Origin of the sequence: Variovorax sp. V116 (genome assembly GCF_041154435.1) — a bacterium.
In the GTDB taxonomy this organism is placed as follows: Bacteria; Pseudomonadota; Gammaproteobacteria; order Burkholderiales; family Burkholderiaceae_C; genus Variovorax; species Variovorax paradoxus.
Map to the genome: position 1 here is coordinate 3,686,306 of NZ_AP028661.1, position 19,322 is coordinate 3,705,627.

The window sequence follows — 19,322 nt, forward strand, 5'->3', positions numbered from 1 at the left end:
TTCAGGTCGGCGAGGCTGCGGCGCGGCTCAGGTGCCGCTCGTTGCCCGAGCGCCGGCGCAGCTTGTCGAGCAGCACGTAGACCACCGGCGTGGTCAGCAGCGTGAGCAGCTGGCTCGCGATCAGGCCGCCGATGATCGCCACGCCCAGCGGCTGGCGCAGCTCGGCGCCCTGGCCGAAGCCGATGGCCAGCGGCAGCGCGCCCAGCGCAGCTGCCAGCGTGGTCATGAGGATCGGCCGGAAGCGCAGCATGCAGGCCTCGCGCACCGCTTCCACGGCCGAGATGCCGCGCGCGCGTTCGGCCTCGAGCGCAAAGTCGATGATCAGGATCGCGTTCTTCTTCACGATGCCGATCAAGAGGAAGAGCCCGATCAGCGCAATGATCGAGAACTCCATGCGGAACAGCAGCAGCGCCAGCACCGCGCCCACGCCCGCCGAAGGCAGCGTGGTCAGCACCGTGATGGGGTGGATCAGGCTTTCGTAGAGCACGCCGAGCACGATGTAGATCACCACGATCGCCGCCAGGATGAGCGCGAGCTGCTGCCCCTGCGACTGCTGCGCCGCAAGCGCGGTGCCCTGGAAGCTGCCGCGCACGTTGACCGGCATCGCGATGTCGGCCTCGGCCTGCGCGACGATGCGGCGCGCGTCCTGCAGCGTCACGCCTTCGCCCAGGTTGAACGAGACGGTGCTCGCAAGCTCCGTGTCCTGGTGGTCGATGGAGCTCGGCACCGCGCGCTCGCTGACCTTGGCAATGGCCGAGAGCGGCACCATCAGCGTGGTGCTGGCCGCGAGCGCCTGGCCGGTGGAAGCGGTGCGCAGGCCCGGGTTGGCCGAGGTGGTGGTCGAGGTGCCGGTGCTCGCGTCGGTGGTGTTGGCCAGCGAGCTCACCGTGGTGGCGCCGCTCGCGGTGGTGCTGGTGGTGAGCGTCGAAGGCACGTACAGGTCCTTCAGCACCACGGGCGCGCGCTGGTAGCGCGGGGCCCACTCCATGATCACCGAATACTGGTTGAGTTCGTCGTAGATGGTGGCGACCGAGCGCTGGCCGTAGGCGTTGTAGAGCGCGTTGTCGACCGCGCTCGAAGTCACGCCAAGGCGCGCGGCGCTTTCGCGGTCGACGTCGACGAAGGTCTCCACGCCGTTGTCGGCCTGGTCGCTGTCGACGTCGGTGAGCGCGGTCTCCTGGCGCAGCCGGTCGGCCAGCTTGGCGGTCCAGGTGCGCAGGTCGGCCAGGTTGTCGCCCTTGAGCGTGTACTGGTAGGTGGAATTGCTCGAACGCCCGCCCATGCGCAGGTCCTGCACCGGGCTCAGGAACACCCGCAGGCCGGTGAGCTGGTTGAGCTGCGGCCGCAGCCGGTTGATGACGGCTGCGGTCTTCTCGGTGCGCTGCGACAGCGGCTTCAGGTTGACGAACATGAAGCCGCCGCCCGAACGGCTGCCGCCCGAGAAGCCCACCACGGTGTCCACGGCCGGGTCCTTGTGGATGATGTCGACGGCCTGGCGCAGCTTGTCGCTGAGCGCCACCGACGAAATGCTCTGGTCCGCGCGCAGGCCCGCGTTGAGCTGGCCGTTGTCCTGCTCGGGGAAGTAGCCCTTGGGAATGGCGGAGAACAGGTACACGTTCAGGCCCACCACCGCCAGCAGCACCACCACGACCACGGCCTTGCTCGCGAGCGCCCAGTCCAGGCTGTGGGCATAGGTGCGCAGGCTCCACTGGTACACGCTCTCGGCCATGCGCGCGAGGCGCCCCGGCGGCTTCGCGCCGGGCTCCTCGGCGCGCAGCAGCATGGCGCACATCATGGGCGTGGTGGTGAGCGAAATGACCAGCGAGATCAGCACCGACACCGACAGCGTCACCGCGAATTCGCGGAACAGCCGGCCGATCTGCCCGTCCATGAACAGCAGCGGAATGAACACCGCCACCAGCGACAGGCTGATCGACAGCACGGTGAACCCGACCTCTCGCGCGCCGCGCAATGCGGCCTCGATGCGGCCCATGCCGGCCTCGATGTGGCGGCTGGTGTTCTCCAGCACCACGATGGCGTCGTCCACCACGAAGCCCGTGGCCACGGTGAGCGCCATCAGGCTCAGGTTGTTGAGGCTGTAGCCCAGCAGATGCATCACGCCGAAGGTGCCGAGCAGCGACACCACCGTGGCCACCGCCGGAATGATGGTGGCGCGCGCGCGGCGCAGGAACAGGCCCACCACCAGCACCACCAGCGCGATGGAGATCATGAGCGTGGCCTCGATCTCGCGCAGCGAGGCGCGGATGGAGTTGGTGCGGTCGGAGGCCACCTGCACCTCGATGTCCTGCGGCAATTGCGCGCGCAGTTCCGGCAGCAGCTCGCGCACGCCGTCCACGGTGTCGATGATGTTGGCGCCCGGCTCCTGCGTGACCAGCACGATCACCGCGGGCTGGCCGTTGAACAGGCCCAGCGTGCGCGTGTTCTCCACGCTGTCGATCACCCGCGCCACGTCGCCCAGCCGCACGGCCGAGCCGTTGCGCCAGGCGATCACCATGTCGCGGTACTCCACGGCATGGCGGCCCGGCGAGGGCGTGTAGATCTGCAGCCGGCGCTCGTCGTTCTCGATGGCGCCCTTGGGCCGGTTGGCGTTGTTGGCCTGGATGGCGGCGCGCACGTCCTCGCTGCTGATGCCGAAGCGGTTGAGCGAGAAAGGCTCCAGCTCCACCCGCACGGCCGGCAGCGAGCCGCCGCCGATCTCGACCTCGCCCACGCCCTCCACCTGCGAGAGCTTCTGGCTCACGATGTTGGACACGGCCTCGTAGATCTGGCCCGGCGTGCGCGTCCTGGAGGTGAGCGCCAGGATCGCGATGGGCGCGGCGGTCGGGTTGCGCTTGCGGTAGATGGGGTTGCTGCGCAGGGTGGCGGGCAGGTCGGCCCGCGCCGCGTTGATGGCCGCCTGCACCTCGCGCGCGGCGCTGTCGATGTTGCGCTTGAGGTCGAACTGCAGGCTGATGCGGGTGGAGCCGTTGGAGCTGGTCGAGGTGAGTTCGTTGACACCCGCGATCACCCCGAGCCGCCGCTCCAGCGGCGTGGCCACGCTCGACGCCATGGTGCTCGGGCTGGCGCCCGAGAGGCTGGCGGTGACCGAGATGGTGGGAAAGTCGACCTGCGGCAGCGGCGACACAGGCAGCACGAAGAACGCCGCGATCCCGGCCAGTGCAATGCCGATGGTCAGCAGCACCGTCGCAATCGGGCGCTCGACGAAGGGCCTGGACAGGTTCATGCGGCTGCGGCCTCCCGCTTGCGCCCGAAGCGCCGGCCCATGCGGTCGAAGGCCAGGTAGACCACCGGCGTGGTGAAGAGCGTGAGCACCTGGCTCACCACCAGCCCGCCGAAGATGGCCAGGCCCAGCGGCCGGCGCAGCTCGGCCCCCTCGCCCCAGCCGAACATCAGCGGCAGCGCCGCAAAAAGCGCCGCCAGCGTGGTCATGAGGATGGGCCGGAAGCGCAGCAGCGCCGCCTGGTGGATGGCCTCCTGCGGCGACTTGCCCTCGCGCCGCTCGGCGTCGATGGCAAAGTCGATCATCATGATCGCGTTCTTCTTGACGATGCCGATCAAGAGGATGATGCCGATGATGCCGATCACGCCCAGGTCGTTGCCCGTGACCATCAACGCGAGCAGCGCGCCCACGCCGGCCGAAGGCAGTGTCGAGAGAATCGTCAGCGGATGGATGTAGCTCTCATACAGCACGCCCAGCACGATGTACACGCACACCACCGCCGCCAGGATCAGCCACAGCTGGTTGGAAAGCGATTTCTCGTAGGCCCCCGCCGCGCCCAGGAAGCTCATGGTCATGCTCGCGGGCATGCCGATCTCCTTGGCCGCCGCGCGAATGGCCGCCACCGACTTTCCGAGCGCCACGTTGTCGGCCGTGTCGAAGCCCACGGTGGCGGCCGGGTACTGCGCCACGTGCGTCACCTGCAGCGGCGCGGCCTGCTCGCGCACCGTGGCAATCGATGAGAGCGTGGTGGCACTGCCGCCGCCGGTGCGCAGTTGCAGGTTGCCCAGGAGCTGCGGCGAGGCCAATGCCTCGCGCTGCGCTTCCAGGATCACGCGGTACTGGTTGGTCTCGGTGAAGATGGTCGAGACGATGCGCTGGCCGAACGCGCTGTAGAGCGTGTCGTCCACCGAGCTGGCCGTGACCGAGAGGCGCGAGGCCGTGTTGCGGTCGATGTCCACGTAGGCGGCCAGGCCCTTCGCACCCGCGTTGGTGGTGGGGTTGCGCACCAGCGGCTCGGTGCGCAGGCGCTCCACCAGCTTCTGCGCCCAGGCGTCGACGGTGTTGGTGTCCACCCCTTCGAGCGAGACGCGGAATTCGGTGGGGCCGGTCTCGGCGTCGATGGTCAGGTCCTGCGTGGGCTGCAGGTACAGCGTGACGCCGGCCACGGCGCGCACGCGCTCGCGCAGGCGCTGCATCGTGGCTTCCTGGTTGCCGCGGTCGGCGCGCATGTTGATGAGCATGCTGCCGGTGTTCAGCGCCGTGTTGTTGGCGGCGTCCACGCCCACCACCGAGCTCACGCTGGCCACCTCGGGGTCGGCCAGGATCGCGTTGGCGGCCTGCTGCTGCAGCTCGGCCATGCGCGTGTACGACACGTCCTGCGCGGCCTCGATGCGCGCCTGCAGCTGGCCGGTGTCCTGCGTCGGGAACAGGCCCTTGGGAATCACCACGTAGAGCAGCACCGTGAGCGCCAGCGTGGCCACCGCCACCACCAGCGTGAGCGGCTGGTGGCGCAGCACCCATTGCAGCCACACGTCGTAGCGCGCAATCACGCGATCAAGGAAACCGCCCCCACGTTCGCCCACTTCGTGTGGCTCTCTGCCCCCCGAGGGGGCTGCGCCGCCTAGGGGCGGCCCGTCGCCGTCGCGGCGCTGCACGCTGGCCCCGAAGCGCCCGCCCTCCTCGGCCTGCGGCTTGAGCCAGCGCGCCGACATCATCGGCACCAGCGTGAGCGACACCACGGCGGAGATCAGGATGGTGATGGCCAGCGTGACCGCGAACTCGCGGAACAGCCGCCCCACCACGTCGCCCATGAACAAGAGCGGAATCAGCACCGCGATCAGCGACACCGTGAGCGAGATGATGGTGAAGCCGATCTGCGTGGCCCCCTTGAGCGCGGCCTTGAACGGCGGGTCGCCCTCCTCCAGGTAGCGCGCGATGTTCTCGATCATCACGATCGCGTCGTCCACCACGAAGCCGGTGGCGATGGTCAGCGCCATCAGGCTCAGGTTGTTGAGGCTGTAGCCCAGCAGGTACATCAGCCCGCAGGTGCCCACGAGCGAGATCGGCACCGCCAGGCTGGCGATGACCGTGGCGCGCACGCTGTGCAGGAAGAAGAAGATCACCAGCACCACCATCACCACGGCCAGCCCGAGCTCCAGCTGCACGTGCGAGACCGAGGCGCGGATGCCGGTGGTGCGGTCGCTCAGCACCTCCACCTTGAGCGAGCCCGGCAGCGAGGCCTGCAGCTCGGGCAGCTGCTTCTTGATGGCATCGACCGTGCCGATCACGTTGGCGCCGGGCTGGCGCTGCACGTTAAGGATGATGGCCGGGTACAGCACGGGTTCCCGCTCGCCCGCGCGCAATGCGGCCCATGCGCCCAGCTGTGTGTTCTCGGCACCGTCGACCACGCGCGCCACGTCGGTCATGCGCACCGGCGCGCCATTCTTCCAGGCGACGATCAGGTTCTTGTAGTCGTCCGCCGTCACGAGCTGGTCGTTGGCATTGATGGTGTAGGCCCGCCGCGGTCCGTCGAAGCTGCCCTTGGCGCTGTTGGCGTTGGCCGCGGTGATCGCGCTGCGCAGCGTGTCCAGCCCGATGCCCACCGACGCGAGCGCGTTGGTGTCGGCCTGGATGCGCACGGCCGGCCGCTGCCCGCCCGAAAGCGACACCAGCCCCACGCCGCCGACCTGGCTGATCTTCTGCGCGAGCCGTGTGTTCACGAGGTTCTGCACCTCGGTGAGCGGCATGGTCCCGGAGCTCACGGCCAGCGTGAGGATGGGCGCGTCGGCCGGGTTCACCTTGGCGTACACGGGCGGCGCCGGCAGGTCGGCCGGCAGCAGCGAGCCGCCGGCGTTGATGGCGGCCTGCACCTGCTGCTCGGCCACGTCCAGCGTCTGGTCGAGCGCGAACTGCAGCGTGACGATCGACACGCCCGCCGAGCTCACCGAGCTCATGCGGTTGAGCCCCGCCATCTGGCCGAACTGGCGCTCCAGCGGAGCCGTGACGGTGCGGCTCATGACCTCGGGGCTGGCGCCGGGGTAGAGGGTCTGCACCTGGATGGTCGGGTAGTCGACCTGCGGCAGCGCGGCCAGCGGCAGGAGCCGCAGGCCCACGAGGCCGGCCAGCACGATGGCGACCATCAGCAGCGCCGTGGCCACCGGCCGTTCGATGAAGGGGCGGGAGGGGCTCATCGCGGACGCGCTCGCTTGTTCCGTGGATTGCTGTTGCTGCCGGTCATTGCGGCGGACGCTGGCGCCGCCGCTCCCCACTGCCTTCGCCGCGCTGCCCACGCGGGCCCGAAGCCGCACCGCGCGGCCCCGAAGCGCCGCCGCGCGGACCTGCCGCGGGCCGGTCGCCCTGCAGCTGCACGACCGCGCCGTCCTTGATGCGGTCGCCGCCCTCGGTCACCACGTTCTCGCCCGCCTTCAGGCCCGAGGTGATGGCCACCACCTCGACGTTGGCCTCGCCGCGTTTCACCGCGCGCATCGACACCGTGCGGTCCTCGTTGATCACATAGACGTAGTCGCCGTTGGGACCGGTGCGCACCGCCGTCACCGGCACCACCACCGCGCGCACCTTGCGCAGCAGCATCTGCACATTGACGAACTGGCTCGGGAACAGCGTGGTCTGCGCATTGCCGAAGCGCGCCTTGGCCTTGACCGTGCCGGTGGTGGTGTCGACCACGTTGTCGAGCGTGGAGAAGGTGCCAGTGTCGAGCGTTGCGGCGCGGGTGCGGTCGAAGGCCGTGACCGGCAGCGGCTCGCCCTTGGCCAGCTGCGCCTGGATGTCGGGCACGCGGTCCTGCGGCACCGAGAACTGCACGTCGATCGGGTTCATCTGCGTGATGACCGCGATGCCCGTGGTCGCGTTGGCCGTCACGGTGTTGCCCGCATCCACCGCGCGCAGGCCGATGCGGCCGGCCACCGGCGCTGTGATGCGGGTGTAGTCGAGGTTCAGCTTGGCGGCGGCCTCGGCGGCCAGGTCGGTGGTGACCGTGCCTTCGAGCTGGCGGACCAGCGCGGCCTGGGTGTCGACGTCCTGCCGGGCGATGGAGTCCTGCCCCAGCAGGGTGCGGTAGCGCGCGAGCGTGACGCGCGCGGCCTCGAGCTGCGCCTCGTCGCGCTGGCGCGTGCCGCGGGCCTGCATCAGCGCCTGCTCATAGGGCCTGGGATCGATGCGCGCGAGCAGCTGGTTCCTTGCCACAGTCTGCCCTTCGGTGAACAGCACCTCGGTCAGCACGCCGCCGACCTGCGCCTTGAGCGTGATGGTGGCCAGCGGCGTGACCGTGCCGAGCGCATCGATGGTCACCGGCAATTCGATCTCGCGCGCCGCCGCGTGGCCCACCGTGACGGTCGCGCCGCCGAAGCCCGGCCCGCCGGCGGAGCTGCCCTTGCGGTTGATGAGGTACCAGGCGCCGCCCCCCAGCACCAGCAGCAGCACCAGCGCGATCAGGCTGCCGAGCCAGAGCCTGCGACGCGAGGGCGGCCGCGCAGGCGGAGACGAAGAAGGGGGAGTTGCCGGTGGGACGGCAGGCGAATCGCCGGAAGAAGGCTCGGAGTTCGGAGATTCCATGAGGTGTGGCAGTGCGCAAGTACAGCCGCTAGTGGAGCGCCGCATCGTAGCGCGCCTGTCTTATGAACCGTAAAGCGCCGGTAAAGCTGCGTGCAAGGGCTGCATTTCGCGCCGGTTCGCTGCGGCTGGCGCCGCCGATCTGCATTTCGTCGCAGGAGCGTGGCGGCGGCGCGGGGGCGCCGGCACAGTCCGCTCCATCGAATCGTCTTTCAACCCGGAGAAACGCCATGCTGCTGCAGATCATTCTTCACACCCCCAAGTGGGTCTTCGCCGTTTTCGTCCTCCTCGTGTGGCTGGGCTGCAGGCAGCTGCTGTCCGGCAGCGTCAGCCTGGCCAAGGTCACGGTGATACCGATCGCCATGACCGGCCTTTCGCTGGCCGGCGTGATCTCGGCCTTCGGCGATTCGCCCGGCCCCCTGCTCGGCTGGGCCGTGGCGGCCGCCGCGCTGGTGCTGCTGGTGCTCCAGAGCCCGCTGCCCGCCAGCACGCGCTACGACCGTGCGGCGCGCGAGTTCCACGTGGCCGGCAGCGCGGTGCCGCTGCTGCTCATGATGGGCATCTTCTTCACCAAGTACGTGGTGGGCGCGTCCCTGGCCATGCACCCCGAGCTGCGCCAGCAGGCCGCCTTCGAGGTCGGCGTTCCGATGCTGTACGGCGCCTTCAGCGGCATCTTCGTGGCACGCGCCGTGCGGCTGTGGAAGCTGGCGATCAGCACCGACGCGGTGGCGGCCGGTGCCCGCGCAGCCTAAGATCGCCGACGCCCACATTCCAGGAACCACCATGGCCGTGCTCTTTCTGATCCTCAAGATTGCCGTCACGGTGGTGCTCGCCGCCTCCATTGCCGAAGCACTGGTGCTGTCGTGGCGCCACGGCTGGCGCAGCTACGACTGGAAGGCGGCCGGCGTCTCGGTGGTCGACTTCCTGGTGCGCGAATACCCGCTGCGCTGGCTGCTGCCGCTGGCCTTCTGGACCGGCGCCATGGACTGGTTCTGGAACCACCGGCTCTTCACGCTGCCCATGGACCACTGGAGCGGCTGGGTCGCCTGCTTCATCGGCCAGGAGTTCTGCTACTACTGGTACCACCGCGCCGCCCACCGCGTGCGCTGGTTCTGGTGCACGCATGCCATCCATCATTCGCCGAACCAGCTCAACCTGTCGGCCGCCTACCGCTTCGGCTGGACCGGCCGGCTCAGCGGCACGCTCGCCTTCTTCATGCTCGCGCCGCTGCTGGGCATGCCGCCCAAGGTGATCCTGCTGATGCTCACGCTGAACCTGCTCTACCAGTTCTGGATCCACGCGGCCTGGATTCCCAAGCTCGGCCCGCTGGAATGGGTGCTCAACACGCCCTCGGCCCACCGCGTGCACCACGCCTCGAACCTCGAGTACCTGGACGGCAACTACGGCGGCGTGCTGATCGTGTTCGACCGCCTGTTCGGCACCTACATCCCCGAGCGCGCCGACCTGCCCTGCCGCTACGGGCTGGTGCAGCCGATCGTCTCCAACAACATCCTCGAGATCGAGTTCACCCACTGGCGTGCGCTGCTGCGCGACCTGCGCTCGGCGCGCTCGGTGCGGGCTTTCGTCGGCTACCTCTTCAAGCCGCCGGGCTGGCGGCCCGACGGGCCCGGCGAGACGACCGAGGAGCTGCGGCAGCGGGCGGCGCTGCAATCGTCGCCAGCGCAGCCGCCGTCCGCCCCCGAATTCATTCCGGTTCAATTCAAGGAGTTGTCATGAACCCCACCCTTCAGAACGCGTCCCGTCCCGACATCGAAAAACTCGCCCGCCGCCGCGCCGGTGCCAAGATGGGCTGGTACATCCATGCCTTCGTCTATGTGCTGGTGAACCTCGGGCTGGTCGCCCTCTCCGCATCGCGCGGCCATACCTGGGCCGTGTATCCGCTCATGGGCTGGGGCCTGGGCCTCCTGATCCACGGCGCCGTGATCTGGTTCGTCGCGCCCGGCGGCGGCTTCTATGACCGGCTGGTGGAACGCGAACGGCGAGCGCTGCATCCCGGGGAGCGCGGATGAGTGTTGAAGCGCTCCCTCGTTTCCGCGCGGAGAACGTCCGGGGCATGCTGCGGCATGGCCTGATCACCGTCGTGTTCTGCTGCTTCATTGCCGCCGCGCTGGCCATCACACAGCACGGGGACTGGGGGGCGCAGATGGTGTATTCGCTGTCGATCGGGCTGATCAGCTGGCTCTTCATCGACGTGGGCCGGCTGCTGATCAGCGGCCACCGTGAAGTGCTCTGGCCGCCCGGCCCCTGGGGCTATCTGCTGGTGGCAGGCGGCGTGGCGGTGGGCTTCCTGGGGGGCAATGCGATCGGCGATGCCTGGACCCACCAGCCTCTGCTCGACTTCGGCAACTTCACGGAACGCAAGCTCGCGACCACGATCGTCATCACGCTGACGGCCACCGTCTGCATGTGCTTCTTCTTCTACAGCCTGGGCCGGAGCAAGTACATGCGCAGCCAGCTCGACCTGGCGCAGCGCAACGCCACCGAAGCCCGGCTCAAACTGCTGGAGACGCAGTTGGAGCCGCACATGCTGTTCAACACGCTGGCCAACCTGCGCGTGCTGATCACGGCCGATCCGCCGCGCGCCGTGGCCATGCTCGACCGCCTCAACAACTACCTGCGCATGACGCTCAGCGGCTCGCGCGCCCTGTCGCACCCACTGTCGGCCGAGTTCGAACGGCTGGCCGACTACCTTGAGCTGATGTCCGTGCGCATGGGCGAGCGCCTGCGCTACACGCTCGACCTGCCCGATGAATTGCGCGGCACGCCGGTGCCGCCGCTGCTGCTGCAGCCGCTGGTCGAAAACAGCATCCGCCACGGGCTCGAACCCAAGGTCGAAGGCGGCGCGATCGACGTGCGCGCGCGGCAGCTCGACGGCCGGTTGATCATCGAAGTGAGCGACACCGGCGTCGGCCTGGATGCAGCGCAGCCTTCCGAAGGCAGCGGCTTCGGGCTCGAGCAGGTGCGCGAACGGCTTGCCACCGTGTATGGCGACCAGGGCCGCATGAGCCTGGCCGCCGGGCCTTCGGGCGGAACCCTTGCCACACTCAGCTTTCCATTGCAGCCCCGTTCATGAATTCCACTGCCCTCATCGCCGAAGACGAACCGCTGCTCGCCCAGGCCCTCAAGGCCGAACTCGCCGCGGCATGGCCCCAACTGCAGGTGCTCGCCACCGCGGGCGACGGCCGCAGCGCCGTGCGGGAGGCTCTGCGCCTGCTGCCGCAGGTGCTGTTCTTCGACATCCGCATGCCGGGCCTCGACGGCCTGGGCGCCGCCGCCGAACTGGCCGACCGCTGGCCCGTCGACGAGGCGCCCATGCCGCAATTGGTCTTCGTGACCGCCTACGACGAATACGCCGCCCGCGCCTTCGAGACGCAGGCCATCGACTACGTGCTCAAGCCCGTGCAGCCCGAGCGTTTGCGCAAGACCGTGCTGCGGCTTCAGCAGGCGCTGGCTGCGCAGCTGCGGGTAAAGCCAGCTCCTGCCGCCGCCGACGAAGCGCTGGAGAGAACCCTCGCGCAGTGGCGCGAGCTGCTTGCCGCCGCAGCGGGCAATGGCATGTCGGCGCCGCCCGCCGCCTCCACCGCCCCGCTGAAGATGATTGCCGCCAGCGAAGCCGGCGGCAGCACCGTGCGCATGGTTCCGATCGACGAGGTGCTGTACTTCGAAGCCGCCGACAAATACATCCGCGTGCTCACCGCCACGCACGAATACCTGATCCGCACGCCGCTCAAGCAGCTGCTGGCCCAGCTCGACCCCGAAATCTTCTGGCAGGTGCACCGCGCCGTGGTGGTGCGCAGCTCGGCCATCGAGGCCGTGCACCGCGACGAGGCCGGCAAGCTGCACCTCGACCTGCGCGGCCGACCCGAGAAAATCCCCGTCAGCCGGCTCTACGGCCACCTGTTTCGCGCCATGTGAAATAGCGGGTGCGGCGTTCGCGCATAAAAAAACCGACCCCGGAAGGTCGGCTTTTTCATCCGGCGGCTGCTTGCCGCCTGCGGAGCCGCTCAGCGCCAGTGGCGATGGCCGTGGTAGTAGCCGCGCGGACCGTAGTAGCGCGGCGGTCCGTAGTACGCCGGCGGCGCGTAGTACACCGGGGCCGGACGGTAGTAGACCGGCGGCGGCGGACGGTAGTACACGGGCGGCGGCGCGTCGTAATACACCGGCGCGGGGGCCGTATAGACCGGCGCCGGGTAGTAGGCCGGAGCGCCCACACCCACGGCAACCCCTGGCAGGCCCACGCCGACCGACCAGCTCACGTCGCCACGGGCACTGGCCGAGGTGGCCGCAAACAATGCACCGGCTGCCACGACACTCGCGGCGGCCCATTTGAAGAAGGTTGAACGTGTGAGGCTCATGATGTTGGACTCCTTGTTGGGGCGTTTCCCGCCCATGTGTGTATTGAACGCGCCAAATGCAAAGCGGTTGCCCGCCGCAATGTGAAGAACGTAGCCAAAGGTAACCGGCAGGGGGTGCGTTCTAGAATGCCGCAATGACCTCCCCGACCGACAAAGACAGCGCAAAAACAGCCGCTGCACCGAGCAATTTCCTGCGCCACGTGATCGAAAACGACCTTGCGCAGGGGGCCTATTCTGGCCGCAAATGGGGTGGCTCGCCCGGCGACGCCGCCCATCACGCCCAGGGCATGCCCGACCCGGCCAAGGTGCGCATGCGCTTTCCGCCCGAGCCCAACGGCTACCTGCACATCGGCCACGCCAAGAGCATCTGGCTGAATTTCGAGCTGGCCAGGGAATACGGCGGCGTCTGCCACCTGCGCTTCGACGACACCAACCCGGAGAAGGAAGAGCAGGAATACGTCGATTCCATCCGCGACGCCGTCCAGTGGCTCGGCTACGAAACCCACCTGGCCGACCGCCCCACGGCCCCCGGCACCCTGCAGCCGCACGAATACTTCGCAAGCGACTACTTCGACTTCATGTACCGGGCCGCCGAATACCTGATCGGCGCCGGCCTGGCCTATGTGGACGAGCAAAGCGCCGAGGAAATCCGCGCCAACCGCGGCGACTTCAACACGCCCGGCACCGACAGCCCGTTCCGCAGCCGCAGCGCGGAAGAAAACCTCGCCCGCTTCCGCGCCATGCGTGACGGCCAGCTGCCTGACGGCGCCGCCATCCTGCGCGCCAAGATCGACATGGCGAGCCCCAACATCAACATGCGCGACCCGGCGCTCTACCGCATCCGCCGGGCCACACACCACAACACCGGCGACAAGTGGTGCATCTACCCGATGTACACCTTTGCGCATCCCATCGAGGACGCGCTCGAGCAGATCACCCATTCCATCTGCACGCTGGAATTCGAAGACCAGCGCCCCTTCTACGACTGGCTGCTCGACCGCCTGGCCGAAGGCGGCCTCATCGCAAGCCCGCATCCGCGCCAGTACGAATTCGCGCGCCTCAACGTCACCCATGTGCTCACCAGCAAGCGCAAGCTGCGCCAACTGGTCCAGGAAAAGCACGTCGACGGCTGGGACGACCCGCGCATGCCCACCCTCGCGGGCCTGCGCCGCCGCGGCTACACGCCCGAGGCGCTGCGCCTGTTCTGCGAACGCAGCGGCACCACCAAGTCCGGCGGCTGGATCGACTACGCGAGCCTGGAAGCCGCGCTGCGCGACACCCTCGACCCCATCGCGCCGCGCGCCATGGCCGTGCTCGACCCGGTCAAGCTGGTGATCACCAACTGGGGCGAACTGATGGGCGGCGACGACGTGCTCGACGACTGCTCCGCCCCCGTGCATCCGCACCACCCCGAAATGGGCAAACGCGAATTCAAGCTCGGCCGCGAGGTCTGGATCGAGCGCACCGACTACGAGGAAGTGCAGCCCAAGGGGTTCTTTCGCCTGTTCCCGGGAAACAAGGTGCGCCTCAAGTACGGCCACGTCATCGAATGCACCGGCGGCACCAAGGACGCGAGCGGCAAGCTCGTCGAAGTGCAGGCCACGCTGGTGCCCGACACCAAGAGCGGCACGCCGGGCGCGGACGCCATCAAGGTGAAAGGCAACATCACCTGGGTGGCTGCGGCCGATGCGGTCGAGGCCGAGGTGCGGCTGTATGAGCGGCTGTTTGCGGCGGCCAATCCGGGCAGCGGCGAGCTGCTCGACGAGCTCAACAAGACGAGCCTGGAGGTTTGCTCCGCGTATGTCGAACCGTCGCTGGCCAAGGCGCAGGACGGTGCGGCATTCCAGTTCGAGCGGCACGGGTACTTCGTGCTCGATGCGAAGGCGAGTGCCGGCGGCAAGCGCGTGTTCAATCGCGCTGCGGGCATGCGGGACAGCTGGGGCAAGTAAGACCGCCCCCTGCTCGTACAAAACCGGCGGCCGCAATGGCGCCGGTTTTCTATTGCCTATTGCGCCCGCTTGTAGACCACGCCCAGCACCGCGCTGTTCTCATCGGTCGTGCACAGCGCCGGTCGCCCCTGCGCGCCGATCTTCAGGTTGATCGTGTAGACGCCGTCGCGCGGCGTCGTGCCCCTGTCCGCAACGACGCTCGACGCCGGCACGCGAAACTCGCGCGAGGCCGCGGCCACGCAGTTCTTGATGCTCGCCTCGGGCGCGCCGCCTACACGGATCGCGGTGCTGTTGCACCCGGCGGCCAGCGCGGCCGCGCTTACCATCAAGCCCCATCGGCCCAGTGCTCGGATGTTCATGTCCGGTTCCTTTGTGTTCGCTGCGCCCTTGTTTGTTCGCTTCGCAAGCCTCGAGTTCAACGCCATGCATCCCTCGCTTCCCGAATCCGCTCCATCCGGCCTCGGCCGCCGCTCCGCCCTGCTCGGCACCTTCGGCCTCGTGGCATTGGCCTCGGCGCGCGCCGTTGCGGCGGCTCCCTCGGCCAAAAAGAAGCAGCCGGAGGTCTGGCCGCATGCATCGCAGGTGCCGGGCGGCGTGGCCCGCCTGTCGCTCGGTCCGGCGGCCAGGCGCCCGCAGGCCTTCTCCAGCGACCTGCCGCTGCTGGTGGTGGGCGACGCCATCGAGTGGACCGCGCTCGTGGGCATTCCGCTCGCAGCCGTGCCGGGCGAGGCGAGCATCGCGGTGCGCACCGAGGGCGGCAACGAAAAGCAGATCGCCTACACCGTGAGCCCCAAGCAATACCGCGAGCAGCGCCTCACGGTGCCGCCGCGCACCGTCGACCTGTCGCCGGAGGACGAAGCGCGCTACGAGCGCGAGCGCGCGCACCTCGCCACCGTGATGGCCACCTTCACCGACTTGCGGCCCGACGCCGCGCTGCAGATGCGCGTGCCCGTGCCCGGCCGCCGCTCCAGCTCCTTCGGCCTGCGCCGCGTGTTCAACGGCCAGTCGCGCAATCCGCACAGCGGCATGGACATCGCGGCCGGCACCGGCACGCCCGTGCTGGCGCCGCTGCCGGGGCGCGTGATCGACACCGGCGACTACTTCTTCAACGGCGGCACGGTGTGGCTCGACCACGGCGGCGGCCTGCTCACGATGTATTGCCACCTGAGCCGCATCGATTCAAAGGTGGGCGACGTGCTGAAGACCGGCGAGCAGCTCGCCGCCGTGGGCGCCACCGGGCGCGTGACGGGACCGCATCTGCATTGGTCCGTGATGCTCAATCGGGCGATGGTGGATCCGGCGTTGTTCGTTGCGGCGTGAATTGAACCCACAGCCGCACTACACTGCGCCCCATGCGTCCTTCTGAAGCCCTGTCACAGCACCGCGTCCGCATCCGCGAGATCGCACTGCGTCATCACGTCAGCAGCGTGAGAGTGTTCGGCTCGGCTTCGCGTGGAGAAGACGGACCCGACAGCGATCTCGATCTGCTGGTCGAACCTACGGAACAGACCACTCTCATGGACATCGGCGCCATCAGGCACGAGTTGAAGGCCCTTCTTGGCATGGAAGTCGACGTGCTCACGCCCAACGGCTTGCCGCCGAAGTTCCGTGATCAGGTGCTGCGCGAGGCGGTGCCAGTATGAGCCGAGGTGATCCGCAGCGTCTTGTGGATCTGCCATCACTTCGCGAACAGATTTCGAAATTGATGGAGCCTTGAGGGCTTCATCGCCGACTCAGATCGGCTTCGTCAAATAAACCGCCTCGCGCCCCACGATCACCCGCTGCGCGGGCATGAAGATCGTGCACTCGTCGCAGGGCGCGCGGATCTCGTCCGGGCCGTTGGTGGCGATCAGCTCGCCCTTGTCAAAGGTCTCGAAGCCGATCAGCGGGCGCACGAACGCGAAGTCTTCCGACCTGATGACGTGCGTCTGCAGCAGCTCGAAGCGGCGCTGCGGGCCGGGCGCCGGCGCGGCGGGGTCCTTGTCGATGAGGCCGAAGTGCGCCAAAAAGTCGAGCGAGATGGCGGTGGCCAGCTCGGAGGCCGAGCGCAGGAAGTGCTGGCCGCATTCGGCGACCAGTGCCACGCCCTTGCCATCGGGCAGGCCATGGCGGCCATGCTGGATCAGCGGCGTGCCGGAGCCCAGGCCGTCGGGCATCACCAGGTGCACCGACGGACGGCCGATGGCCAGCGCCGCCTCGGCGTTGCGCTCGAAGGCGGGATACACCCAGAACGGAATCACCGGCTGGCTGGTGGAGTGGATGTCCAGGATGTGGTCGGCCGCGCTCACCACCGGCCGCAGCGCGCGGGCGCGGCGCAGCTCGGGGCTGTCCTCGGTGCCGTCGAGCCATTCGGGCGACCAGATGCGGTTGAGGTTGTGCACCAGCTGGCGGCTGTCGAAGGGCAGCGCCTGGTCGAAGGACTCGTAGGCTTCCACGTTGGCAAAGCTCACGGTGAGCGTGCCGATCTTGGGGCGCACCTGGGTGTCGAGCAGGTGCGTGGCGGCGGTCATGCCGCAGATTTCATTGCCGTGCGTGAGCGCGTTGATCAGCACGTGGGGCCCCGGCTTGCCGGACTCGAAGCGGTGCACATAGTCGATGCCGACGTTGCCCTTGCGGTAGGCGGAGAGATCGCGCGGGAGGACTTCGAGGGCGGGGGGAGCTTGGGTCATGTTGGCGTGGAGTGTGGAGCGGAGCGGTCGGGCGAGTTTGCTACAGCACGCACATTCGTGCTGCTGGCGCGGCAACACCTGCCCGCGCCGTTCAAGCTTCAGCCGGCCGGCCGGCCGGCTGTCTATCGCACCTGCTGGTAATCCACGGGCACCCAGACGTAGCCCTTGCCTTCGGCCCGCACATGGCCCAGCCCCGGGAACGGCAGGTGCGCACTGCCGACCAGGTAGCGCCCCTTGGCCGCATCGGCATAGGCCTTCTTGCGTTCCGCCGCCGCCGGCTTCGAATCGACGTCGAACGAGATGGTGATCTGCGGCTGCGCAAACTGCACGGCGGCCACGTGCATCAGGTCGCCCCACAGCACCAGCTTCTGGCCCTTGGACTCGACCAGGTAGATGTTGTGGCCCGGCGTATGGCCATGGGCGGGCACGGCCTTGATGCCGGGCACCAGGTCGGTGTTGCCCTTCATGCCCTTGAACTTGCCGGCCTCCACATACGGGTTCAGCGAGGCCATCGCCCCCTGGAAGAAGCCCTTCATCTCGGCGGAAGCCTTCTCCAGGTTGGCCTTGTCGAGCCAGAAGTCGGCGTCTTCCTGCCCGGCGTGGATGGTGGCGTTGGGGAACACCAGCTTGCCGTCCTGCACCAGGCCGCCGACATGGTCGCCGTGCATATGGGTGATGAGCACGTCGTCGACTTGCTCGGGCTGATAGCCCGCGGCCTTGAGATTGGCCTGCAGGCTGCCGAGCGTGGGGCCGAACAGGCCGCCGGCACCCGTGTCGACCAGCACCAGCTTGCTGCCGGTGTTGATGAGATAGGCGTTCACCGAGGTGGGCACGGTGTCCTTCTCGAAGCCGCGATCGAGCAGCTTGCCGATCTGTGCCTGCGTGGTGTTGGTGAGCAGCTTCTTGGGCTCGAGGTCGATGGTGCCGTCGAACAACGCCGTCACCTCGAAGTCGCCGAGCATCGTGCGGTAGAAGCCCGGCGCCTGGGTCTTGACCTGCGGAGCGCCGGCCTGCGCCGTGGAAGAAAACGAAAGCATCAGCAGGCTGCCGGCCAGTGCGGCGACGCCGCGGCGCAGCCAGCGAGCGGGTGTTGTTGTTGTCATGGGGTCTACTCCTCGGCGGTTGTAAGGGGCGCCGAGAATAGCCCAGGCAGGCCGGTCCTGCAGGAACCCGGCCTACCAGTTCACCTCACGCTCCGGCGTCGCCGAGATGTGGTGGATCGACAGGTCGGCGCCGTCGTATTCCTCTTCCTGCGTGAGCCGCAGCCCCATCGTCGCCTTGAGCGCGCCGTACACCGCCGCTCCGGCCAGCGCCGCCCACGCCACGCCCATCAAGGTGCCGATGAGCTGCGCCCAGACGCTCACGCCGCCGATGCCGCCGAGCGCCTGGGTGCCGAAGATGCCGGCCGCGATGCCGCCCCAGGTGCCGCACAGGCCGTGCAGCGGCCAGACGCCGAGCACGTCGTCGATCTTCCATTTGTTCTGCGTGAGCGTGAACATCACCACGAAGATGGCCCCGGCCACGCCGCCCACCACCAGCGCGCCCAGCGGATGCATCAGGTCGGACCCCGCGCACACGGCCACGAGACCGGCGAGCGGGCCGTTGTAGACAAAGCCGGGGTCGTTCTTGCCCAGCGCCAGCGCAACCAGCGTGCCGCCGACCATTGCCATGAGCGAGTTGACGGCCACCAGGCCGGAGATCTTGTCGATGCTCTGCGCGCTCATGACGTTGAAGCCGAACCAGCCGACGCACAGCACCCAGGCCCCCAGCGCCAGAAAAGGAATGTTCGACGGCGGATGCGCGCTCAGCGAGCCGTCGCCGCGGTAGCGGTTGCGGCGCGCGCCCAGCAGCAGCACGGCCGGCAAGGCGAGCCAGCCGCCCACCGCGTGCACCACCACCGAGCCGGCAAAGTCATGGAACTCGCTGCCCGTGGCCGAAGCGATCCAGGCCTGGATGCCGAAGGCCTTGTTCCAGGCAATGCCCTCGTACAGCGGATAGACGAAGCCGACGATGACCGCGGTAGCGATCAGTTGCGGCCAGAACTTGGCACGTTCGGCAATCCCGCCCGAGATGATCGCCGGAATGGCCGCCGCGAAGGTGAGCAGGAAGAAGAACTTCACGAGTTCGTAGCCGCTTTTTGCTGCGAGCTCGGTGGCGCCCACGAAGAAGTGGGTGCCGTAGGCCACGCCATAGCCCACCAGAAAGTACACGATGGTCGAGACCGAGAAGTCGACCAGGATCTTAACCAGCGCATTGACCTGGTTCTTCTTGCGCACGGTGCCCAGTTCCAGGAAGGCGAAACCGGCATGCATGGCCAGCACCATGATCGCGCCGAGAAGAATGAACAGCGCGTCTGCGCCCTGTTTGAGTGCGTCCATTGGAGCTTCTTGCAGTTTTTGGTTTGAATTGGTGCGTGCACCCGAATTGCTCGGGGCAGCGCCGCAAGAAAGCAAAAATGGTGCCTGAAGGCTCTCTAGTGGTGCGTCACGGAGGGAAATGAGCCTTCTCAGTGCAGAGC

General features: G+C 68.2%; 16 protein-coding genes. 8 read left to right on the top strand and 8 right to left on the bottom strand.

Features of this window, described 5'->3' with window-relative positions:
* Window position 1 precedes the first annotated feature (1 nt).
* The 3 genes from ACAM58_RS17505 to ACAM58_RS17515 are packed head-to-tail and all read right to left on the bottom strand — an operon-like array spanning window position 2 to window position 7,813.
* Window positions 2-3,244 (bottom strand): efflux RND transporter permease subunit, encoded by a 3,243-nt coding sequence (locus ACAM58_RS17505; protein WP_012748701.1) that lies wholly within the window; start codon window positions 3,242-3,244, stop codon window positions 2-4.
* Window positions 3,241-6,432, bottom strand: coding sequence for an efflux RND transporter permease subunit (locus ACAM58_RS17510; protein WP_012748702.1), 3,192 nt, complete (start codon window positions 6,430-6,432; stop codon window positions 3,241-3,243). The genes ACAM58_RS17505 and ACAM58_RS17510 overlap by 4 nt, the downstream gene beginning before the upstream one ends.
* Window positions 6,433-6,475: 43 nt before the next feature.
* Window positions 6,476-7,813 carry an efflux RND transporter periplasmic adaptor subunit gene (locus ACAM58_RS17515; RefSeq protein WP_012748703.1) on the bottom strand — a complete coding sequence of 446 codons (1,338 nt, stop codon included), beginning with the start codon at window positions 7,811-7,813 and terminating at the stop codon, window positions 6,476-6,478.
* Window positions 7,814-7,875: 62 nt separating this feature from the next.
* Between ACAM58_RS17515 and ACAM58_RS17520 the strand changes: the two genes are divergently transcribed.
* The 5 genes from ACAM58_RS17520 to ACAM58_RS17540 are packed head-to-tail and all read left to right on the top strand — an operon-like array spanning window position 7,876 to window position 11,746.
* Complete coding sequence (locus ACAM58_RS17520; protein ID WP_369663149.1) at window positions 7,876-8,562, top strand: DUF6622 family protein; 687 nt, start codon at window positions 7,876-7,878, stop codon at window positions 8,560-8,562.
* Window positions 8,563-8,593: 31 nt separating this feature from the next.
* The gene (locus ACAM58_RS17525) at window positions 8,594-9,547 is read left to right on the top strand and encodes a sterol desaturase family protein (protein WP_012748705.1); all 954 of its coding nucleotides are present in this window, start codon (window positions 8,594-8,596) and stop codon (window positions 9,545-9,547) included.
* Entirely contained in the window at window positions 9,544-9,840 is a 297-nt protein-coding gene (locus tag ACAM58_RS17530) for a 2TM domain-containing protein (protein WP_012748706.1), read from the top strand. Before ACAM58_RS17525 ends, ACAM58_RS17530 begins: the two co-directional genes overlap by 4 nt.
* Window positions 9,837-10,904 carry a histidine kinase gene (locus tag ACAM58_RS17535; RefSeq protein ID WP_012748707.1) on the top strand — a complete coding sequence of 356 codons (1,068 nt, stop codon included), beginning with the start codon at window positions 9,837-9,839 and terminating at the stop codon, window positions 10,902-10,904. Before ACAM58_RS17530 ends, ACAM58_RS17535 begins: the two co-directional genes overlap by 4 nt.
* The gene (locus ACAM58_RS17540; RefSeq protein WP_012748708.1) at window positions 10,901-11,746 is read left to right on the top strand and encodes a LytTR family DNA-binding domain-containing protein; all 846 of its coding nucleotides are present in this window, start codon (window positions 10,901-10,903) and stop codon (window positions 11,744-11,746) included. The genes ACAM58_RS17535 and ACAM58_RS17540 overlap by 4 nt, the downstream gene beginning before the upstream one ends.
* Window positions 11,747-11,835: 89 nt before the next feature.
* On the opposite strand, the gene ACAM58_RS17545 is transcribed toward ACAM58_RS17540, so the two are convergent.
* Window positions 11,836-12,186, bottom strand: a complete 351-nt coding sequence (locus ACAM58_RS17545) for a hypothetical protein (RefSeq protein WP_012748709.1) — start codon at window positions 12,184-12,186, stop codon at window positions 11,836-11,838.
* Between the two features lie 134 nt (window positions 12,187-12,320).
* Here ACAM58_RS17545 and ACAM58_RS17550 point away from each other — a divergent pair, with 134 nt between their 5' ends.
* Window positions 12,321-14,135, top strand: coding sequence for a glutamine--tRNA ligase/YqeY domain fusion protein (locus ACAM58_RS17550; protein ID WP_012748710.1), 1,815 nt, complete (start codon window positions 12,321-12,323; stop codon window positions 14,133-14,135).
* A 56-nt stretch (window positions 14,136-14,191) separates the two neighbouring features.
* Here the strand turns inward: ACAM58_RS17550 and ACAM58_RS17555 are convergent, their stop codons facing one another.
* Window positions 14,192-14,494: a hypothetical protein gene (locus ACAM58_RS17555; protein WP_230537924.1), complete on the bottom strand. Its 303-nt coding sequence runs from the start codon at window positions 14,492-14,494 to the stop codon at window positions 14,192-14,194.
* Window positions 14,495-14,558: 64 nt separating this feature from the next.
* Between ACAM58_RS17555 and ACAM58_RS17560 the strand changes: the two genes are divergently transcribed.
* Together ACAM58_RS17560 and ACAM58_RS17565 are read left to right on the top strand one after the other, a co-directional pair.
* Window positions 14,559-15,455 carry a M23 family metallopeptidase gene (locus ACAM58_RS17560; RefSeq protein ID WP_041945712.1) on the top strand — a complete coding sequence of 299 codons (897 nt, stop codon included), beginning with the start codon at window positions 14,559-14,561 and terminating at the stop codon, window positions 15,453-15,455.
* 32 nt (window positions 15,456-15,487) lie between these two features.
* A complete protein-coding gene (locus ACAM58_RS17565) occupies window positions 15,488-15,778 on the top strand; it encodes a nucleotidyltransferase family protein (protein WP_012748713.1) in 291 nt (96 codons plus the stop codon).
* 90 nt (window positions 15,779-15,868) lie between these two features.
* Here the strand turns inward: ACAM58_RS17565 and ACAM58_RS17570 are convergent, their stop codons facing one another.
* The 3 genes from ACAM58_RS17570 to ACAM58_RS17580 all read right to left on the bottom strand — a co-directional run bounded on the left by ACAM58_RS17570 (window position 15,869) and on the right by ACAM58_RS17580 (window position 19,182).
* Window positions 15,869-16,804, bottom strand: a complete 936-nt coding sequence (locus ACAM58_RS17570) for a succinylglutamate desuccinylase/aspartoacylase family protein (RefSeq protein WP_012748714.1) — start codon at window positions 16,802-16,804, stop codon at window positions 15,869-15,871.
* Window positions 16,805-16,926: 122 nt separating this feature from the next.
* Window positions 16,927-17,907 (bottom strand): MBL fold metallo-hydrolase, encoded by a 981-nt coding sequence (locus tag ACAM58_RS17575; protein WP_012748715.1) that lies wholly within the window; start codon window positions 17,905-17,907, stop codon window positions 16,927-16,929.
* A 72-nt stretch (window positions 17,908-17,979) separates the two neighbouring features.
* Window positions 17,980-19,182, bottom strand: coding sequence for an ammonium transporter (locus tag ACAM58_RS17580; RefSeq protein ID WP_012748716.1), 1,203 nt, complete (start codon window positions 19,180-19,182; stop codon window positions 17,980-17,982).
* Window positions 19,183-19,322: the final 140 nt, after the last annotated feature.